Source organism: uncultured Roseobacter sp., from assembly GCF_947493125.1.
Lineage (GTDB): Bacteria > Pseudomonadota > Alphaproteobacteria > Rhodobacterales > Rhodobacteraceae > Roseobacter.
The window spans coordinates 65,744-83,406 of sequence record NZ_CANLQB010000010.1 but is presented as its reverse complement, the minus strand read 5'-3'; the positions used below and the strand labels follow the sequence as shown (position 1 = coordinate 83,406).

At 62.2% G+C, this 17,663-nt stretch carries 19 protein-coding genes; 14 read left to right on the top strand and 5 right to left on the bottom strand.

The genetic code is table 11. The features are described 5' to 3' along the window. Positions 1-29: 29 nt before the first annotated feature. The 12 genes from bchL to Q1A71_RS20075 all read left to right on the top strand — a co-directional run bounded on the left by bchL (position 30) and on the right by Q1A71_RS20075 (position 9,812). Positions 30-929 (top strand): ferredoxin:protochlorophyllide reductase (ATP-dependent) iron-sulfur ATP-binding protein, encoded by a 900-nt coding sequence (gene bchL, locus Q1A71_RS20130; protein WP_299680880.1) that lies wholly within the window; start codon positions 30-32, stop codon positions 927-929. Beyond that, entirely contained in the window at positions 929-1,660 is a 732-nt protein-coding gene (gene bchM, locus Q1A71_RS20125) for a magnesium protoporphyrin IX methyltransferase (RefSeq protein ID WP_299680877.1), read from the top strand. The genes bchL and bchM overlap by 1 nt, the downstream gene beginning before the upstream one ends. After that, on the top strand, positions 1,657-3,087 hold the full coding sequence (locus tag Q1A71_RS20120; RefSeq protein ID WP_299680874.1) for a PucC family protein: 1,431 nt from the start codon (positions 1,657-1,659) through the stop codon (positions 3,085-3,087). The genes bchM and Q1A71_RS20120 overlap by 4 nt, the downstream gene beginning before the upstream one ends. 22 nt (positions 3,088-3,109) lie before the next feature. Beyond that, complete coding sequence (gene puhA / locus Q1A71_RS20115; protein WP_299680871.1) at positions 3,110-3,877, top strand: photosynthetic reaction center subunit H; 768 nt, start codon at positions 3,110-3,112, stop codon at positions 3,875-3,877. 60 nt (positions 3,878-3,937) lie between these two features. Next, positions 3,938-4,570: a photosynthetic complex putative assembly protein PuhB gene (gene puhB / locus Q1A71_RS20110; RefSeq protein ID WP_299680868.1), complete on the top strand. Its 633-nt coding sequence runs from the start codon at positions 3,938-3,940 to the stop codon at positions 4,568-4,570. 4 nt (positions 4,571-4,574) lie between these two features. Then, positions 4,575-5,048: a photosynthetic complex assembly protein PuhC gene (puhC, locus tag Q1A71_RS20105; RefSeq protein ID WP_299680863.1), complete on the top strand. Its 474-nt coding sequence runs from the start codon at positions 4,575-4,577 to the stop codon at positions 5,046-5,048. Positions 5,049-5,061: 13 nt separating this feature from the next. Then, positions 5,062-5,358, top strand: coding sequence for a hypothetical protein (locus Q1A71_RS20100; protein ID WP_299680859.1), 297 nt, complete (start codon positions 5,062-5,064; stop codon positions 5,356-5,358). Further along, positions 5,355-6,500 carry a magnesium-protoporphyrin IX monomethyl ester (oxidative) cyclase gene (gene acsF, locus Q1A71_RS20095; RefSeq protein ID WP_299680855.1) on the top strand — a complete coding sequence of 382 codons (1,146 nt, stop codon included), beginning with the start codon at positions 5,355-5,357 and terminating at the stop codon, positions 6,498-6,500. The genes Q1A71_RS20100 and acsF overlap by 4 nt, the downstream gene beginning before the upstream one ends. A gap of 145 nt (positions 6,501-6,645) precedes the next feature. Next, a complete protein-coding gene (puhE, locus tag Q1A71_RS20090) occupies positions 6,646-7,488 on the top strand; it encodes a putative photosynthetic complex assembly protein PuhE (RefSeq protein ID WP_299680851.1) in 843 nt (280 codons plus the stop codon). Further along, positions 7,478-8,692, top strand: a complete 1,215-nt coding sequence (gene hemA / locus Q1A71_RS20085) for a 5-aminolevulinate synthase (RefSeq protein ID WP_299680847.1) — start codon at positions 7,478-7,480, stop codon at positions 8,690-8,692. Before puhE ends, hemA begins: the two co-directional genes overlap by 11 nt. Before the next feature lie 73 nt (positions 8,693-8,765). After that, positions 8,766-9,179 (top strand): cytochrome C, encoded by a 414-nt coding sequence (locus tag Q1A71_RS20080; protein ID WP_299680843.1) that lies wholly within the window; start codon positions 8,766-8,768, stop codon positions 9,177-9,179. A gap of 171 nt (positions 9,180-9,350) precedes the next feature. After that, positions 9,351-9,812: a YHS domain-containing (seleno)protein gene (locus Q1A71_RS20075; RefSeq protein ID WP_299680838.1), complete on the top strand. Its 462-nt coding sequence runs from the start codon at positions 9,351-9,353 to the stop codon at positions 9,810-9,812. Between the two features lie 14 nt (positions 9,813-9,826). Here the strand turns inward: Q1A71_RS20075 and Q1A71_RS20070 are convergent, their stop codons facing one another. Next, a complete protein-coding gene (locus Q1A71_RS20070) occupies positions 9,827-10,507 on the bottom strand; it encodes a DnaA N-terminal domain-containing protein (RefSeq protein WP_299680835.1) in 681 nt (226 codons plus the stop codon). A gap of 513 nt (positions 10,508-11,020) precedes the next feature. Here Q1A71_RS20070 and Q1A71_RS20065 point away from each other — a divergent pair. Next, complete coding sequence (locus tag Q1A71_RS20065) at positions 11,021-12,325, top strand: AAA family ATPase (protein ID WP_299680830.1); 1,305 nt, start codon at positions 11,021-11,023, stop codon at positions 12,323-12,325. Continuing rightward, positions 12,322-13,380 carry a ParB N-terminal domain-containing protein gene (locus tag Q1A71_RS20060; protein WP_299680827.1) on the top strand — a complete coding sequence of 353 codons (1,059 nt, stop codon included), beginning with the start codon at positions 12,322-12,324 and terminating at the stop codon, positions 13,378-13,380. The genes Q1A71_RS20065 and Q1A71_RS20060 overlap by 4 nt, the downstream gene beginning before the upstream one ends. Here Q1A71_RS20060 and bchO read toward each other — a convergent pair. Genes bchO through crtA form a run of 4 tightly spaced genes read right to left on the bottom strand, consistent with a single transcriptional unit; the run spans position 13,377 to position 17,613 of the window. Next, on the bottom strand, positions 13,377-14,240 hold the full coding sequence (bchO, locus tag Q1A71_RS20055; RefSeq protein ID WP_299680824.1) for an alpha/beta fold hydrolase BchO: 864 nt from the start codon (positions 14,238-14,240) through the stop codon (positions 13,377-13,379). The genes Q1A71_RS20060 and bchO overlap by 4 nt on opposite strands. A 3-nt stretch (positions 14,241-14,243) precedes the next feature. Beyond that, positions 14,244-15,899, bottom strand: a complete 1,656-nt coding sequence (locus tag Q1A71_RS20050) for a magnesium chelatase subunit D (RefSeq protein WP_299680821.1) — start codon at positions 15,897-15,899, stop codon at positions 14,244-14,246. Continuing rightward, entirely contained in the window at positions 15,896-16,900 is a 1,005-nt protein-coding gene (bchI, locus tag Q1A71_RS20045) for a magnesium chelatase ATPase subunit I (protein ID WP_299680818.1), read from the bottom strand. Before bchI ends, Q1A71_RS20050 begins: the two co-directional genes overlap by 4 nt. Continuing rightward, entirely contained in the window at positions 16,897-17,613 is a 717-nt protein-coding gene (gene crtA, locus Q1A71_RS20040; protein WP_299680815.1) for a spheroidene monooxygenase, read from the bottom strand. The genes bchI and crtA overlap by 4 nt, the downstream gene beginning before the upstream one ends. Between the last annotated feature and the right edge of the window lie 50 nt (positions 17,614-17,663).

The window sequence follows — 17,663 nt, the reverse complement described above, 5'->3', positions numbered from 1 at the left end:
GGAGCGCGCCCCTTTGAAAGGAGACCCACATGAGTCCCTTGGACAGAACACCCCCCTCCCTCCGCGGCCTCGATGGCGAAGGCTCGGTGCAGGTGCATCAGGATGAAACAGCCAAGATCGAGGGCGCCAAGGTCTTCTCCGTCTATGGCAAGGGCGGGATCGGGAAATCGACGACCTCGTCGAACCTCTCCGCTGCCTTTTCCATGCTGGGCAAACGCGTGCTGCAGATCGGCTGCGATCCCAAGCATGACAGCACCTTCACGCTGACCGGGATGCTCCAGCCAACCGTCATCGACATCCTCAAGGAAGTGGATTTTCACCCGGAAGAGCTGCGCGCCGAGGATTTTGTCTTCGAAGGGTTCAACGGAGTGAAATGTGTCGAGGCAGGCGGGCCGCCTGCGGGCACCGGCTGTGGCGGCTATGTGGTGGGCCAGACGGTGAAGCTGCTGAAGCAGCACCATCTACTGGAAGACACCGATGTGGTGATCTTCGACGTGCTCGGCGACGTGGTCTGCGGTGGTTTTGCCGCGCCTCTGCAACACGCCGACCGCGCGCTGATCGTCACCGCCAATGACTTTGACAGCATCTATGCGATGAACCGGATCATTGCCGCCGTGCAGGCGAAATCCAACAACTACAAGGTCCGGCTTGCGGGCTGTGTCGCCAACCGCAGCCGCGAAACCGACGAGGTTGACCGGTACTGCAAGACCGTGGGTTTTAACCGCATCGCCCATATGCCCGACCTCGACGCCATTCGCCGCTCGCGCCTCAAGAAGAAGACCCTCTTCGAGATGCCGGATGACGAGGAAATCGTGCAGGTCCGCAAGGAATACATCCGCCTCGCGGAAACGCTGTGGAACGGGACCGAACCTCTGGCCCCCGCCCCGCTGCCCGACCGCGAAATCTTTGAGCTTCTGGGATTCGATTGATGCGTGAGTTCGCCACCTCTTCCGCGCCTCAGCCTGCCGGCCCCGTTCGGGCCGGATATGATGCGACGCGCGACCGGGTGGAGACCTATTTTGATAAGACGGCAACCCAGACCTGGGAGCGGCTGACCTCGGACGCGCCTGTCTCGAAGATCCGCGAGACCGTACGCCAGGGCCGCGACCAGATGCGAGCGCTGATGCTCAACCGCCTGCCTGCCGATCTGAGTGGCCAGCGCGTGCTCGATGCGGGCTGCGGCACCGGTCAGATGGCCACCGAACTGGCCGCGCGCGGGGCCGAAGTATTGGGCGTGGACGTCTCGCCCCAGCTCATCGACATTGCCGAGCTGCGCCTGCCGGAAGAGTACCGCAAGCAGGTGCGCTTTGCTGCCGGGGATATGCTCAGCGCGGCGCATGGTCATTTTGACCATGTGATCGCGATGGACAGCCTGATCTACTACGACGCGCATGACATCGGCGCAGCACTCAAAAGCCTCGAAAAGCGGACACGCGGCACAATTGTCTTCACCGTCGCGCCACGCACCCGCCTGCTGATGGCGATGTGGTATGCGGGCAAGCTCTTTCCGCGGTCCGACCGCAGCCCGATCATGGTCCCCCACGCGCACCAACCGCTGGCACAGGCCGCCCGCGCGCACGGCGTCAGTGGCCTGATCCGCCCGGTGGAGCGGATCACCTCCGGCTTCTACATCAGCCAGGCGATGGAGGTGCGGTCATGAAAGCGCGCCTGCAAACGCTCTCGATCCGGGCGATGCCCTTTGCGGATGCGGCGAGCCCCGATCTGCCCATGGCACAGCTCTTGCGCTTGTCGCTCTTCCAGGTCTCGGTCGGCATGGCCGCGGTATTGCTTCTGGGCACGCTGAACCGGGTGATGATTGTCGAGCTCAGCGTGCCTGCGATGATCGTCGCCGCGATGATCGCCCTTCCGGTGCTGATCGCGCCCTTCCGCGCGCTGCTGGGCTTCCGGTCCGACACGCATAAATCAGCCATCGGCTGGAAGCGGGTGCCCTACATCTGGTTTGGCTCGCTCTGGCAGTTTGGCGGGCTGGCGGTCATGCCCTTTGCTCTGCTCGTTCTGGGTGGAGACGTGGTGCATGAGATCCCCTTCGCGGGCGAGATCCTCGCCGCGCTTGCCTTCGTGATGACCGGCTTGGGCATGCACATGACCCAGACCGCCGGTCTGGCCCTCGCCTCGGACCGCGCGACGGACGAGACGCGCCCCCGCGTCGTTGCCCTTCTCTACGTGATGTTCCTCGTCGGCATGGGGATTTCAGCAGTGATCATGGGCGTGCTGCTCACCGATTTCACTGCGCTGAAACTCATCCGCGTGGTGCAAGGCGCAGCGGCCGTGGGCATCATCCTGAACCTGATTGCCCTTTGGAAACAAGAGACTGTACGTCCCATGAGCCGCGAGGAGCGGGCACAGCCGCGTCCTGCCTTCTCGGATGCCTGGCGCGATTTCATGGATGGTGGGCGTGCTGGCCGGCTGCTTGTCTGCGTGTTTGTCGGCACCATGGCCTTCAACATGCAGGACGTGCTGCTGGAGCCCTACGGTGGCGAGATCCTCGGGCTCTCCGTCTCGGCAACCACGCTTCTGACCGCTCTGTGGGCCGCTGGTGCTCTTCTCGGCTTCGCCCTCGCGGGCGCGCGTCTTGCGAAAGGCTCCAACGCCTACCGTCTGGCGGGTGCAGGTATCGTTGCGGGCATCTGGGCGTTTTCGCTGGTCATCTTTGCGGCGCCCATGCAATCCAATTTCCTGTTCTACGCAGGTGCCGGCATCATCGGCTTTGGCGGCGGGCTCTTTGCCGTCGCCACGCTGACCGCCGCCATGACCATGCCCGCCACGGGTACCGCAGGCCGCGGCCTGGCCCTCGGCGCCTGGGGCGCTGCCCAAGCCACGGCGGCGGGTCTCTCCATCGCCATCGGTGGCGGCTTGCGCGACTGGATCGACCACGCCGCGATGTCCGGCCAGCTGGGCGAGGCGCTGCAAAGCCCCGCCACCGGCTATTCCTTCGTTTACCACACCGAGATTGGCTTGCTTTTCGTCACTCTCGTGATCCTGGGACCGCTCGTGCGCCAAAGCGGTTCCCTCACCCCGCAGGATGTCGGCACCCGCCCAATGGGCCTTGCCGATTTCCCAACATGACCCCGTTTCAGGAGGAAACGACATGACTGAAACATTCTTTGGCGAAGTCGATCTGGCGAGCGTAACCTTATGGTTATTCTATATTTTCTTCGCAGCGCTGGTGATCTGGATCCAGCGCGAGAACATGCGCGAGGGCTATCCGCTGGAAGATGACGAGGGCAACAAATCCTCCAATCCCAGTATGTGGCCGCTGCCGAAAGACAAGACCTTCAAGCTGCCCCATGGCCGCGGTGAGGTCACCGTGCCGAGCGGGCAGGCGCCCGAACGCCCCGATATCCCGATGAAGCGCGTGGGCCCCGGCAACGGCTATCCGCTGGAGCCCACCGGCGATCCGATGCTCGATGGCGTCGGCCCGGCCAGTTGGGCGCCGCGCCGCGATGTACCCGAGCTGGATGGCCATGGTCATCCGAAGATCGTGCCCATGTCTGCCGCCGAAGGTTTCAGCGTTGCCGCAGGTCGTGACCCGCGTGGGCTGCCCGTGGTGGCGGGTGACGGCGAAATCGTGGGCAAGATCATCGACATGTGGATCGACGAGCCGGAACAGCTTGTCCGCTATCTGGAGCTGGAGCTCGACGCGAAATGGGGCTCAGGCAACCGGCTCCTGCCGATGACCTTCGCGCGCATCCGCTCCGACAGGGTGAGTGTACACGCGCTCTACGGCAAGCATTTCGCGACCGTGCCCAGCATCGCGAGCCCACGTCAGGTGACGCTGCTCGAAGAAGACAAGATCTCGGGCTACTACGGCGGTGGCAAACTCTACGCAGGCACCCGCGCCGAACCGAAGATCTGACCCGCGCGGGGCGGTTCGCTGCCCCGCGCCTGACCCGCAACCGAAATGGAGATACTCGCCATGTCCCATGATGATTTTGAGATCGAGCCCGTTGAGGGGCTTCCGGAAAAGCCGCCCGAGGGCGAGCAGATCCTCTGGCAGGGCCGCCCCGACTGGTGGCGCCTCAGCGTCGAGGCGCTCAGCCTGAAATGGGTTGCGGGGTACTTTCTGTTGCTGGCCGTCTGGCGGTTTGTTTCGGTTGTGGATCTGATGCCGCTGGGCCGGGCAATTGGCGCAGCGGTGCCCTTCCTGCTGCTCGGGCTGGTGGTCTGCGCGCTGCTGATCGCCGTGGCTTACGTCCAGGCACGGGCAACGATGTACACCGTCACCGACGCGCGAGTTGTGATGCGGATCGGTGCCGCACTCACGATCACGCTGAACCTGCCCTACGCCCAAGTCGGTAACGCCATGCTGGATCTGCGCAAGAGCGGCACCGGCACCATCGCACTGGAGACGCTGGGTGAGACCCGGCTCAGCTATCTGGTCTGCTGGCCGCACATCCGCCCCTGGCACATGCGGCGCACACAGCCTGCTCTGCGCTGTATCCCGGAGGCCGAGCGCGTGGCCCACCTGCTCGCAGAAGCCGCACAGGCCCGCGTCGCCGTGCCGAAGGTCACGCGCGCGCTGCCCGCCAACGCCGTAGCGGCGGAGTAGGCCCATGAGCACCCAGACCCAACCCCGCATTCACGCCAAAGCCGAAGAGATGATCCCGCGCATCATGGTGCGCGCCATGTTCGGGCTCGTCGCCCTCGTGCTGGTGATCGTCACGTTCGCGACGCTCACAGATCGGCCCGTGCAGCATACGCCGCCTGTCGCCCCGGTGATCGCGGAACGCGCGATCATCCTGACGGGGGACGCCTCCGGCGCCGCGCGCGTCTTCGACACCAACGGTGTTTTGATCGCCGATTTCCCCTCCGACAAGGGCGGCTTTGTCGCCGGTGTCGAACGTGTACTGGCCCGCACCCGTGGGCTGCAGGGCATCGACCCGATGACACCCGTTCTTTTGCAATTGCACGAAGGCAATCGCCTGTCGCTGCATGACCCCGCCACCGGATGGTCCGCCGAGCTCATGGGCTTCGGCGCATCCAACTCCCGCGTCTTCGCCAGACTGCTGGACCAACCCAAACCTTAGGAGGAAGCCACCTATGGGACTACTGACGAAAGACTTTGAACGTGCGCCCTGCACGGTCGAGATCAGCCACAAGTTCGAAAGCCTGCACGCGCATGTGCGCTTTGACAACGGCGCCGTGATCTACCCCGGCGATGAAGTGAAGGTGCACGGCGAAGAAATCATGGCCCCTTTCGGTGAGATCGTCACCGAAAAACGCGAGGCCACGATCATCCGCGCCAGCAAGCTCGAACAACTCTGGACCCGCCTCACCGGTGATTTCGAGGTCATGGAGCTGTGTGAATTTTCCTTCTCCGAGGAGGTCACGCTATGAACGTCCAGACCCCCCGTGCCTCTGATGCGCCAAAGACCGCCAAGCACACCGCCGACGCGACAACGGTCGAAGAAGGCCTCGCCATCCAAGAGGAACAGGCCAAGTTCGACAGCAAATCCGCCACCGAAGTGGCCATGCGCAACACGCTGCTGACGCCGCGTTTCTACACCACCGATTTCGATGAGCTGGATGCGATAGATGTGTCGTCCGTGCGTGAGGATTGGGACAAGCTGATCGACCAGATGGTCTCGGACCCCAACAAGGGGCATTTCCGCAAGACCGAGGATTGGGATCATGTAGATTGGGAGAACATGGAGCCGGGCCTGAAAAAGGAGTTCATCGACTTCCTGATCAGCTCCTGCACGGCTGAGTTTTCGGGCTGCGTGCTCTACAAGGAGATGAAGCGGCGCGGGGCCAACAAGGACATCACCCAGCTCTTCCAGCTGATGGCGCGGGATGAGGCGCGGCACGCGGGGTTCATCAACGATGCGCTGCGCGAGGCCGGTGTGGCGGTGAACCTCGGGTTTCTGACCCAGAAGAAGAAGTACACCTACTTCCGGCCCAAGTTCATCTACTATGCGACCTACCTCAGTGAGAAGATCGGCTATGCGCGTTACATCACGATTTTCCGGCATCTGGAGGCGAACCCGGAGCATAGGTTCCACCCGATCTTCAAGTGGTTTCACGAGTGGTGCAACGACGAGTTCAGCCACGGCGAGGCCTTCGCCCTGCTGATGAAGACCGATCCCAAGCTGACCTCCGGCATTAACATCTATTGGATCAAGTTCTTCCTCACAGCCGTCTATGCCACGATGTACGTGCGCGACCACCAGCGCCCGGCCTTCCATGCGGCTCTGGGGGTGGATCCCGACTGGTATGCGCATGAGGTCTTCACCAAGACCTCGAAGCTTTCCGAGCAGATCTTCCCGATCACGCTCGACATCGAGCATCCCCGCTGGCAGCCGACGCTGGAGAAGCTGCAAAAGGCCAATGCGGATCTCGCAAAGGCCACGGAGGAGGGTCGTGTCTTTGCCAAACTCGGCGCGCAGGTCCGCGCGGCGACGGCGTTTGTCTCGCTGATTACGATTCCTGCGAACAAGCACCAGGTGCCCGCCTCGACCCGGCTGGAGCCGGCCTATTGAGACAGGTGCGTGGCATAACGGGCGTCTCCGTGTCGGGGCGCGAGCGCTTGGGCCATCGAGGCCCTGCGCGCCCGTGGCCGTCGATTGCACGCAATCGACGCCCTGCCGCCCAGCCTCGGCCCTTGCGTGACATGGGGGGCCGTTCGTGAGTTTCTGGACCCCTGCTCTCTTTGCGCTGTTCATCTGGTGGTTTTCCACCGGAGCCATCCTTTGGGTGGTGAAATCCGCCGACCGGAGTGGCTTGGCGGCGCGCAAACGGGCGGTGGTTTCGGGTTTGCCGTTCCTGGCTTTGGGTTGTCTGGGCTTTTGGGCGTCTCTGTATGACACCTCTGTTTTCGGTGCATATCTGGGCTTTGTGGCGGCGCTTGCGATCTGGGGCTGGATTGAGCTGGCCTTTCTGACCGGGGTCATCACCGGACCCAATCACCACGAGCTGCCCAAAGACGTGCCCGAATGGGAACGCTTTATCCGCGCCTGGGGCACGCTCGCTTATCACGAGATGCTGCTGGTCGCCACGCTCATCGCCATGGTTCTGATCGACTGGAACCTGGGGGCCGAGAACAAGTTTGCCACCTGGACCTTCGCGGTGCTGTTCTTTGCCCGCCTATCGGCCAAGCTGAACCTCTTTTTCGGCGTGCCGAAGATCAACATCGACTTCCTGCCCGAAGCGCTGGCGCATCTGCCGAGCCATTTCCGGCACCGTGCGATGAACTGGTTCTTCCCGGTCTCCATCACCGCACTCACCTTCGCCGCAGCCTGTTGGCTCGAGCGGCTCTACGCGGCCCAGACCGCAGGCGCGGTTGCGGGCTTCACGCTGCTCACGGCGATCACGGTGCTGGCGCTCTTCGAGCACTGGATGATGGTGCTGCCGATCCCGGACGAGAAGCTCTGGCGCTGGATGATACCGACCGACACACCGAACAAAAACCGACGCAATACCGACGTTATACCGACAGCTAAAATAAAGGGGGGACATCATGGACTTTGATGCACTGTTCCAGGCACAGCTCAACGAGCTCAAAAACGATGGCAACTACCGCATCTTCGCGGAGCTCGAGCGCAAGGCGGGGTCCTTTCCGACCGCGAAGTGCCATGATGAGGACAGCCCCAACGAGGTGACCGTCTGGTGTTCGAACGACTATCTTGGCATGGGCCAGCACCCCTCTGTGATCAACGCCATGAAGGAGGCGGTTGACAATTGCGGCGCGGGCGCAGGTGGCACGCGCAACATCTCGGGCACCAACCACAATCACAAGCTGCTTGAGGCCGAATTGGCCGATCTGCACCGCAAGGAACAGGCGCTGCTCTTCACCTCGGGCTATGTGTCAAACTGGGCGGCGCTCAGCACGCTGGGCGCGCGCATCCCCGACTGTGTGATCCTCTCGGATGAGCTCAACCACGCCTCGATGATCGAGGGTATCCGCCATTCCCGCGCCAACAAGGTCCTGTGGCGGCACAACGACCCCGAGGACCTTGATCGCAAGCTCTCCGCCCTGCCTGCGAACGCCCCCAAGATTGTGGCCTTTGAGAGCGTCTACTCCATGGACGGCGACATCTGCCCGATGCAGGAGATTGTCGAGGTCGCAGAGAAGCATGGCGCCATGACATACCTCGACGAAGTCCATGCGGTGGGCCTCTACGGGCCGCGCGGCGGCGGCATTTCCGAGCGCGAGGGGCTGGCCGACCGCATCACCCTGATCGAAGGCACCCTGGGCAAGGCCTACGGCGTTGTCGGCGGCTATATCACCGGCTCTGAGGCGCTTTGCGACTTCATCCGGTCCTTTGCCTCCGGGTTCATCTTCACGACCGCCCTGCCCCCCGCTGTGGCCGCCGCGGCACAAACCTCGATCCGGCACCTCAAGCAGTCGGATCAGGAGCGTCTGCTGCAGCGCGAACGCGTGGCCTATCTGCGCAAGCGCCTCAATCAGGAGGGCATCCCGCATCTGGAGAACCCCAGCCACATCATCCCGGTGATGATCAAGGACCCGGTGAAATGCCGGATGATCGCCGACTATCTGATGCAGCAATACGGGATCTACGTGCAGCCGATCAACTATCCCACGGTCCCGAAGGGCACGGAGCGGCTGCGGTTCACACCGTCTCCGCTGCACAGCATCGATGACATCGAAAAGCTGGTGCTGGCGCTGAAAGAGCTGTGGAAACAATGCGCAATTGCCCACGCAGTGGCCTGACCGCGCGACATTGTGACTGTTGACTCTCATCGTGATCTTCTACGTTGTACGATAAGCAACTTAGGAGATCACGATGACACGTACCTTTGCAGCCATCCTCGCCCTCAGCTTCGCGACGCCGGCCCTCGCCGAAGGCGATGCCGCGGCGGGTGAAAAGGAATTCAACAAGTGTAAGTCCTGCCACATGATCGTCGCCGATGACGGCACGGAAATTGTTAAGGGCGGCAAGACAGGCCCCAACCTCTATGGTGTGATCGGGCGTCAGGCGGGCACCGCCGACTTCCGCTATGGCGATGACCTGGTCGCCGCGGGCGAAGCCGGTCTGGTCTGGGACGAAGCAAACCTGGCCGAGTACACCAAGGACCCGCGCGCCTTCCTGCGCACGTTTCTTGACGACTCCTCGGCTAAGTCGCGCATGGCCTTCAAGCTGAGAAAGGGCAGTGAAGACGTCGCCGCCTATCTCGCCTCGGTCGGCCCGCAGAGCTGATCCCAACACGTTGCGCACAGACCGCCGTCTCCCCCCGCGGAGGCGGCGGTTTTCTTTTGCTGGTCACGACGGGCCACACCGCCGATAAACTCCGCGTGTGCCAGCTGGCGCCCCACAAGCCCGAGGCCCATCTTTGGCGCAGCAATGATCCCAGTCAGGACGGAGACCTCGATGACCTACACCAGACGCCACCTCCTTACGCTCGCTGCTGCGGCGCCCACCCTCACCTTGCTCGGACGCGCGGCTTGGGCCGCGACACCACCGGTGTATCAATCACGCGGTGTCGCCGTCGATGGCACGGACGTCGTGGCTTACCATACCGATGCGCGGCCTATGGCGGGCAAAGCTGACATCTCACACGACTGGATGGGCGTGACGTGGCGGTTTACAAGTGAAGATAACCGAGATGCCTTTGCCGCTGACCCCGTCCGCTATGCACCGCAATACGGCGGCTATTGCGCCTATGCGGTCAGCGAGGGCTACACCGCCTCAACCATTCCTGATGCCTGGCAGATTGTCGATGGCAAGCTTTACCTGAACTATTCGCGCCGCATTCAACGCCGGTGGGAACGGGACATCCCGGGGCGCATCGCCGCGGCCGATGCAAATTGGCCAGCCGTCTTGTCTGCGTAGCAAACGCACCGGGATCAGGTCACGATCCTGAGTTCCGACACCTCACTGTCCACGTCCTGGCAGGCAGTCAGAAGGCGCCCGGCCAGATGGGTCTGCACATAGGCTGCATGGAAGCGTGAGGGCGCCCGCAACGTCAGACGGCCCCCTGCCCTCTCCGCTCGCGTAAGCGCCGCGATCCAGCTCGCATAAGTCCCGGGGTCCTCTGCGTGCAGCAGCGCCTGTGCAAGCGACCACTCCGCGCCCGAAGAGACGTCTGGGGGCGCAACCACCCCGCGCACGGGCAAGGGCACCACATCAGGCTCTGCGGTCCCCTGCCCCATGCGCAGCTCGAAATCAGGGCCGACGCAGCCCCAGGTGGTTGAGGTGTCCTCCAGCAGCGTGTCGATACCCAACCCGTATTGCGTGACCCGCCCGCGTGCACCCTGGCGCTTGACAACGAGCCAGCCCTTGGCGCGAAACATGGCCATCTCACGTTTGACGGTTCGTTCATCGACGGACCACAGCTGCGCGATCTCGCGCTGCCCCACGGCCAGTTCGTCGCGTGCCCAGTTATAGCGCGCTGTAATAAGTGTCATGAGCCGCAATGCCCTGCGCTGATCATGCTTGCTCTGTGACAGCGCATAAGTGCCAAGCGCGGTGAGCAGATCGTACTTGCGTGCAGATGCGCCGCGACCGACAGGTCGGGTAGAAAACATGGGACTGCCTCGACTGTGAAAAGGACCATCATGGATCTGATGGTTTTGCCTCGGATATGGGCTGATGGATCAGCCTCTTAAGGGATCACAGAGCGGAAATCGCCGCTTTTGCGAACCGTATCCCAATTTGCGTCCGAACTTCCGATTCTGTCAAGCACGAGGAGTACGACCGTAGGAATTGCCGATCAATTCATCCAAAAGAATATTGGTCTAATGGTATTGGGGGACACTCAGAACGTCCCCCAATATGCTTGTGATGTCCCCCAATCTGCGGTGGGACAGTGATACATGACCCCCAATATCTCGTTCTAGCCATCCCATCTTCGTGCAGTTCTGACAGTGGCAAGAGAATCGCTTGGATGTCGTTTTGGCCCAGCATGGTCATGTTTGAAGCGTCCTGCGGAAATCTGCTGTGCCCATCATATTCAGTTTTGCCTTTTTCTCCAAATCAGCGTAAATCTGTAAAAAACAAGAATTAGCGTCCCCGCGGGGACACTCAATAACAGGCGCGTCATGTACACACACAGCGATCTTGCACAGCTTCAAGCGCAATCCCTCAAGATGCAGGGCTTCATTCGCCAGCAAACCTATAGCCCACAGAATGAGAAGACCCTGCGCCGGTTTTCGAGCTGGGAGGTGGCAGAGCTGATCTTCAAGGTCAACCAGTCCACCATGCGCGGACGGCTAGCCGCTGACCCCACCCTGCCCCAGGGCACGGTCGAGGCGGATGGGCGCCAACATTGGTACAGCCTCGAAGAGATCAACGAGATGCGGCGCCGTCTGAAGGTCAATCGTCGCTCGCTGATGCCGTATCGTCCGACAGGCAAGCGCGCCATGCGGGCTGCCATTGCGAATTTCAAAGGGGGGGCCGGGAAGTCTACCGTTGCACTCCATTTCGCTCATGCGGCGGCGCTTGACGGCTATAGAGTGCTGGCCGTCGACTTTGACCCGCAGGCCACGCTTAGCCATTCCATGGGGCTGAGCGACGTGGCGGAGGAATACACCGTTTGGGGCATCATGGCGCGCGATCTGGCCAGTGAGACCGAGCGGATGAACCGCGCCTCGCAGGGCGCGGAGAGCGGTGCCACCCTACCCCGCCGCCGCCTGCCCAGCAGCATCACTGACATGGGCCTTGCCGATCTACGTGCTGCGGACTTCATCAAGCCGACCAATTGGCCGACCATCGACATCGTTCCGTCCTGTGCCAATGCAGCCTTTGTCGAGTTTGCCTCGGCGCAGTACCGGCATCTGAACCCTGAGTGGTCGTTCTTTGCGGCCGTCTCGCGGTTCCTCGATCAGTTGCCAGCCGACGCCTATGACCTCATCCTGTTCGACTGCCCGCCTGCCATCGGATACCAGTCGATGAACGCGGTCTTCGCTGCCGATATGCTCTACATCCCATCGGGCCCCGGCTACTGGGAGTATGACAGTACGACCTCTTTCATCGGGCAGTTGGCCGAAGCACTGGAGGATTTGAGCCGGTTCAGTGGCCTTGTCCCCGCGGGGACAATGAACCTGCCAAAGGCGTTTCTGGATGTGCGGTTTCTGCTCACGCGGTTTGAGCCCAACAACGATCTGCACCGTGCGATGCAGCAGGCCTTCGTGAAGGTTTGGGAGGACAGGGTGACCGAACATCCGATCGAGATGACCCGCGCGGTCGAGCAGTCCGGCCGCTTCCTGTCGTCGATCTACGAGATCGACTATCGCGACATGACGCGCGAGACCTGGCGCCGGGCACGGGCGAGTTTCGATCAGGCCTATGGCGAGTTTCACAAACATCTCTGCGCGGCCTGGGACCAGCTGGAGGATGAGGCATGAGCAAGCGACGCGTCTTTGACATCGACTTTGACGAGAGTGCTGTCCCCGCGGGGACGGAAGAGACGGCCCCTGCCCGGCGTGGCCCCATGGCGGCGGCGATCTCCGAGAATGCCGAGGCGCTCGGGGCGCGTCAGGCAGCCGAGGCCGAGATCCGGGCCGAGAATGATCGGCTGGCGCACGAATATGTGGCGCTGAAGAAGAATGGCCAGATTGTTGGGCTGGTTGCGCTGGATCAGATCAGGACCACCAAGCTGATACGCGACCGCGCGGCTGATCGGGATCCGGACCTTGATGAATTGAAGGCCTCGATCAAGGCTGTGGGTCTGTCGAACCCCATCCATGTGGAAGAGGTCGCCGATGGGTACGAGCTGATCCAGGGATTCCGGCGCCTGAGCGCCTATCGGGAGCTGCTGACCGAGACATCCGATCCCCGGTTTGCTCAGATCCCGGCGACGTTGCAGGCCCGGGGTGCGCAGCTGGGTCATCTCTATCGCAGGATGGTTGATGAGAACCTGGTGCGTCGTGATATCTCCTTTGCGGAGATGGCGCAGCTTGCGATGTCATATGCAAATCGCAGTGAGCAAAGCGTTGCGGCAGCGATCGAGGCGCTCTTCGCCTCTGCTGGCCGGCAGAAACGAAGTTACATTCGGCATTTTGCGCATCTGCTGACCGTTCTCGGGAAAGATCTGAAGTACCCCGAGAGCATTCCGCGCGCTACCGGGCTGAGCCTTGTGAAGCTGCTCGAAGAGAACGACCGATTTGCCGGTCAGGTGCGGGCGGTTCTGAACAGTCAGCCGGACAGGGATGCCGCATTGGAATTGTCGCTTCTGCGGAGTGCGGTGAGCGGCGGGCAGGTGAAGTCAAAAAAGGCTAAGCCCCCTGCCCCTAAAACCTCCGCGAAGACCACGATCAAGCTTAACCGCCCAGAGGGTGTTGCCAAATGCACGGCTTCAGCGGGCAAGTTTGAAGTAGCGCTCGATCATGATTTTGGCGCTATCGAGCCGCGCCGTCTTGAGGCGGCGGCCCGGGCCTTTCTTGACCACCTGAAAGGTTAGCTGTCCAGGAACTCCAGGATGTGTCGGGCGACCAATTCCGGGACCTCTTCGTGCACGAGATGTCCAAACCCCTCTATCTCAATGACCGAAGCCTTCGGCATGTGCTTGGCCGCGTCTCGGGCAACGCGTGGCGGAACTGCGCCATCACGACTGCCCACGATGAAGAGCGCTTGGGCTTGCAGGCGTGGCAGCGACCGCACCAGCGCGTCGAGCGACCATTGAGCCATCATCAACAAGGTGCCGTCGACATGATCTCGATCTGCGACGAGACGTTGATAGCAGCGCAGCCCATGGTCGTCCAAATCAGACCCTGTACCGCGTATTAGAGCCTGAATTCGCGCTGGGTTTGACGCGGTGGCGGAAAAGACGCTGGCGCTGAATGGAATGGCAGCCAGCATCTTGGCGATGGCTGGGAATAGCACGCCAGCGATGCCGTCAAAGGTGTCGAGTGCCGGGTTGATCCCAACAACTTGAGGCGGCTGTCCCCGCGGGGACAGCAGAGTTTCTGACAGTTTTAGCGCCAGTGCGGTTCCGGCCGAATGTCCGACGATGGCGTCTGGCACCCAGCCTTCCTGTTGGCAGAGCTTTTCGATGTCGGCAGCCATTGTGTGCAGGCCACAGCGATGGCGGGCACCGAGTTGAGTGAAGCCCTGCCCTGGGAGATCAATGGCGACCACCCGGCGGGCCCGACCGAGTTGCGTGATCAACCCTCGAAGCGAATGGGTGCTGCCACCGGCGCCGTGCAGCAGAAGTATGAGAGGTCCGTCGCCCGTCTCTTGTACATGCCAGCGATGTGGGGATGCCAGTACTTGGCGCGAGATGTCTGCGTGGGGCCAGTCTTGCGGTGGTGGCCAGCGCACCGCCTAGACCTCGAGAGCGGCGCTCACAGCGCCTGTCAGCGCGTGAGCGTTCGCGCGTGGCAGTGCCAGGTACTGGGCGCCCGCGTGACGGCTCAGGTCACTCAAGGCGGCTTGAGGGCGGGCGCCGGTGTCGATCAGAAGTGCCTGAAAGCCTTGCAGTCGCAGAAGCTGGGCCATTCGCTCGGCATCGTCTGTGGCTTGGGCTCGATTGGCACTGCCATCGAGGGCTATGTTGGCGCGACCGTCCGTCAGTGCCACGATGGTCGGTGTGAGCCCCTTCGATCTGCTTTGCAGCGCTAGGACGCTCGCTTCCTGCAAGCCCATCGCCAACGGAGTTCCGCCACCACCCGGCAGGTTTGCCAGTCGGCGCTTGGTTTGCACCAGCGAGCGTGTGGGCGGGAGCAGAAGTTCCGCACCGATTCCGCGAAAGGAGATGAGTGCCACATGATCCCGGGCGGCATAGGCCTGTGCCAAGAGAAGCTCAACCGCGCCCTTGGCCTCATTTAGCCGCGCGACGGCAGCGGAGCCCGAGGCGTCCACTGCAAAGATCAGCACACGATCAGACCGGTCTTCGTACCGTTTGACCCTGATGTCCGAAGGGCGGATCAGTAGCCCACTTGCTTTTGGTTGTACACGTCGGCGGATTGGCTGCCAGGGCGCAGCGGCGCGGAGTGTTGCGACGAGGTCGATGCGATTGCGTCCATCGAGGCGTCCCGGGCGGGAGGGCAGGGGGCGCCCCCGCCGGTTTCCCTTGCGCTTCTGGCCCGCTCCCTTACCGCCAAGGGCTCGCGTTGTCCCCGCGGGGACAAGTCGGGCTAACACGTCATCTGGCAAAAGGGCCCGCACCGCATCAACCAACATGTCGCCGTGTGGAATGTCCTTCGTTTGACTTCCCTCTGACATGTCATCGTGTGAGGAGCTATCTGGAGGTGTCGATTGCTCAGGGCTATCTGCCTCCTCAGGCACACGTGTTGCGCGATGGGGGTACACAAGGCCTGCCGCTGTCTCCAAATCGGTCTGCGAAACGGCCTCACGGTCATCAATCGCGGCGAGCGTGCGTGCGACGCGCAGTGCGAGAAGCGGTGCGCGCAAGCTATCAATGCCAAACGTTGTCGCGAGCACCGCCAGAGCCATCGCATCGTCTGGCGCTACTGTGACGTCCTGAGGATGTCGGGCATGTGTCCCCGCGGGGACAACCCGCCAGTCAACGGGGCGCCGGCCGTCCGGTGCGATATGAAAGGGGAGACGATCTGACAGGGCAGGGGGTGCCGCTTCTTCGGGGTCAGCGCCCTCATCCAGAGCAATCAGACAATGGCCCCTGTCGCCGTCCAATTGATGGGCCAGCTTTGCAGCAAGTTCAGGGCCGCAGCGCTCCGCCATAGAGAGGAGCGCAGTGCAGCGCGCCAAAAATATCCCTTTTTTTTCAATAAGTTGGTTTGCTCCCAAAGTCGCCGAAAGATCAATTCCGCCGAAAAGCTGTTCATCGGAGATTGTTGTATGCAGTTTCCGGGCGGCGAGGGGGTGCAGCGCATCGGTGATGGCATCTCGATCTGGCGCTGCACGCATTCGGATGACAGCGCCTGCAAGATAATCCGGGGCAAACAACAGCATTCGCAGGCAGGTGGCCGCGCGGGCCCAGCTGCTCTCTGCTTCGCTCACCCCAGGACCTCCTCCACGACCCGTACAACCCGAGTGGTTGAGCCAGCCTCATCCAGTGGATCGCGCCGCAGCCGGTGCGACAGGGCCGAGGGCGCGACGGCGCGCAGGTGATCGCGGTGGACCTTGCGTTTGCCGTGATAGGCCGCCAGGGCGCGGGCACCGCGCAACAAGGTCAACTCGCCGCGCAGACCATCAGACCCAAGCGCAATGCAGAGCGTCGCACAATCCTCCAGAATTGCGTCGGGTGTGGCAATTTTGGCCAAACGTTTACGTGCTTTCAGGATGGCATCCCGCACCTTTGCATCTTCGGCCGTATAGTGCGACATAAAGGCGGTGTGATCGCTCTCGAAGGCGTCCCGTCGCTTGATCACCTCGACCCGCTCGGCCACGTCATTCGGCGAGCGCACGTCAACAGATAGGCCAAACCGGTCCAGCAGCTGTGGGCGCAACTCGCCTTCTTCTGGATTGCCGGAGCCGACAAGCACGAAACGAGCAGGGTGGCGGATCGACAGCCCCTCGCGTTCCACGACATTCTCACCCGATTGCGCGACATCGAGCAGAAGATCCACGATGTGATCCTCCAGCAGGTTGACCTCGTCGATGTAGAGATATCCGCGGTTGGCGCGGGCAAGAAGGCCCGGCTCGAAGGCCTTTTCGCCACGCGTGAGGGCGCGTTCGATATCGAGTGCGCCGACCACCCGGTCTTCGGTGGCGCCAAGCGGTAGATCGATGACCGGTGTGGGCCGCGTCACGATCTTTTTTGAGCCCAGTTCGGCCCAGTCCGGGCAATCCGCGGTCTTGGGTGCGTTGACCGGGCAGCTCTCGACCATCCGGATCGGGGGCAGGAGGGCTGCCAAGGCGCGGACGGCGGTTGATTTCCCTGTGCCACGATCGCCAAACACCAGCACACCGCCGATACCAGGATCAACCGCGGTCAAGATCATCGCTTGCTTCATGTCGGCCTGGCCGACGATGGCAGAGAAGGGGAACGGTTGGGTCATGCAGGGCGGTCCAATGCGGTGAGTGGGCTGCGTCCGCCCCAGGTCCCAACATCTCCGAGGATTGCAAAGCGGGCGTAGAGCTCTTCCGAAAACCAGTTGCCTTCACGCACGGCACGGATCGCCGCGGCGTGGGGGCCATTGGTGCGGGCAAATTGCGCCATGGTGCCTGCGTCAGGCCAGATGGAGAAGGTAATCTGATGCAGTAGCGGAACCTCGCCAATGCCGATCTTAAAGGCGACGTTCCGATCACTACCGACCATGAGGCTGATGTCAGGCACCCGGCGCCAGAATTTCAGCGCGACGGCCGGCTTAATGGTTGCCCGTGTCAGGGCCGCGAGCGGGCCTTCGGGAGCTTTCCCAGTCGCCTGAAACGGGCTGTGGCCCGACCAAGCCCCGCGTGCAGAGGTTGTTTCGAGAAAAACAGTCCAATCCTCGCTGGATTGGACGCGATATCTTTGGAATATCGCCGAGTCCTGCGTCCGGGCGCGCGCGGTGTGCTCATCCTGCCAACTGGCCAGAATGGCATAGACGCTGGTGTTGGGCAGGGGGGTGAAGCCTTCACCTGTGCCTGACCCGCAGAGTTTCCAAAAGCCAATGCCCGGCACAGTCCGCAAGGCGCGTCGCGCGAGGCCCATCATGGCAAAGGCCCACAGCCGTGTTGCGGGCCGCGAAAACCGAAAAAAGCTTAAGGATACAACAGGGGTATCGGTCATTGCGCGCTGTTTTTCTCCCAAGTGTCAACTAAGTCTGACACGCAATTCCG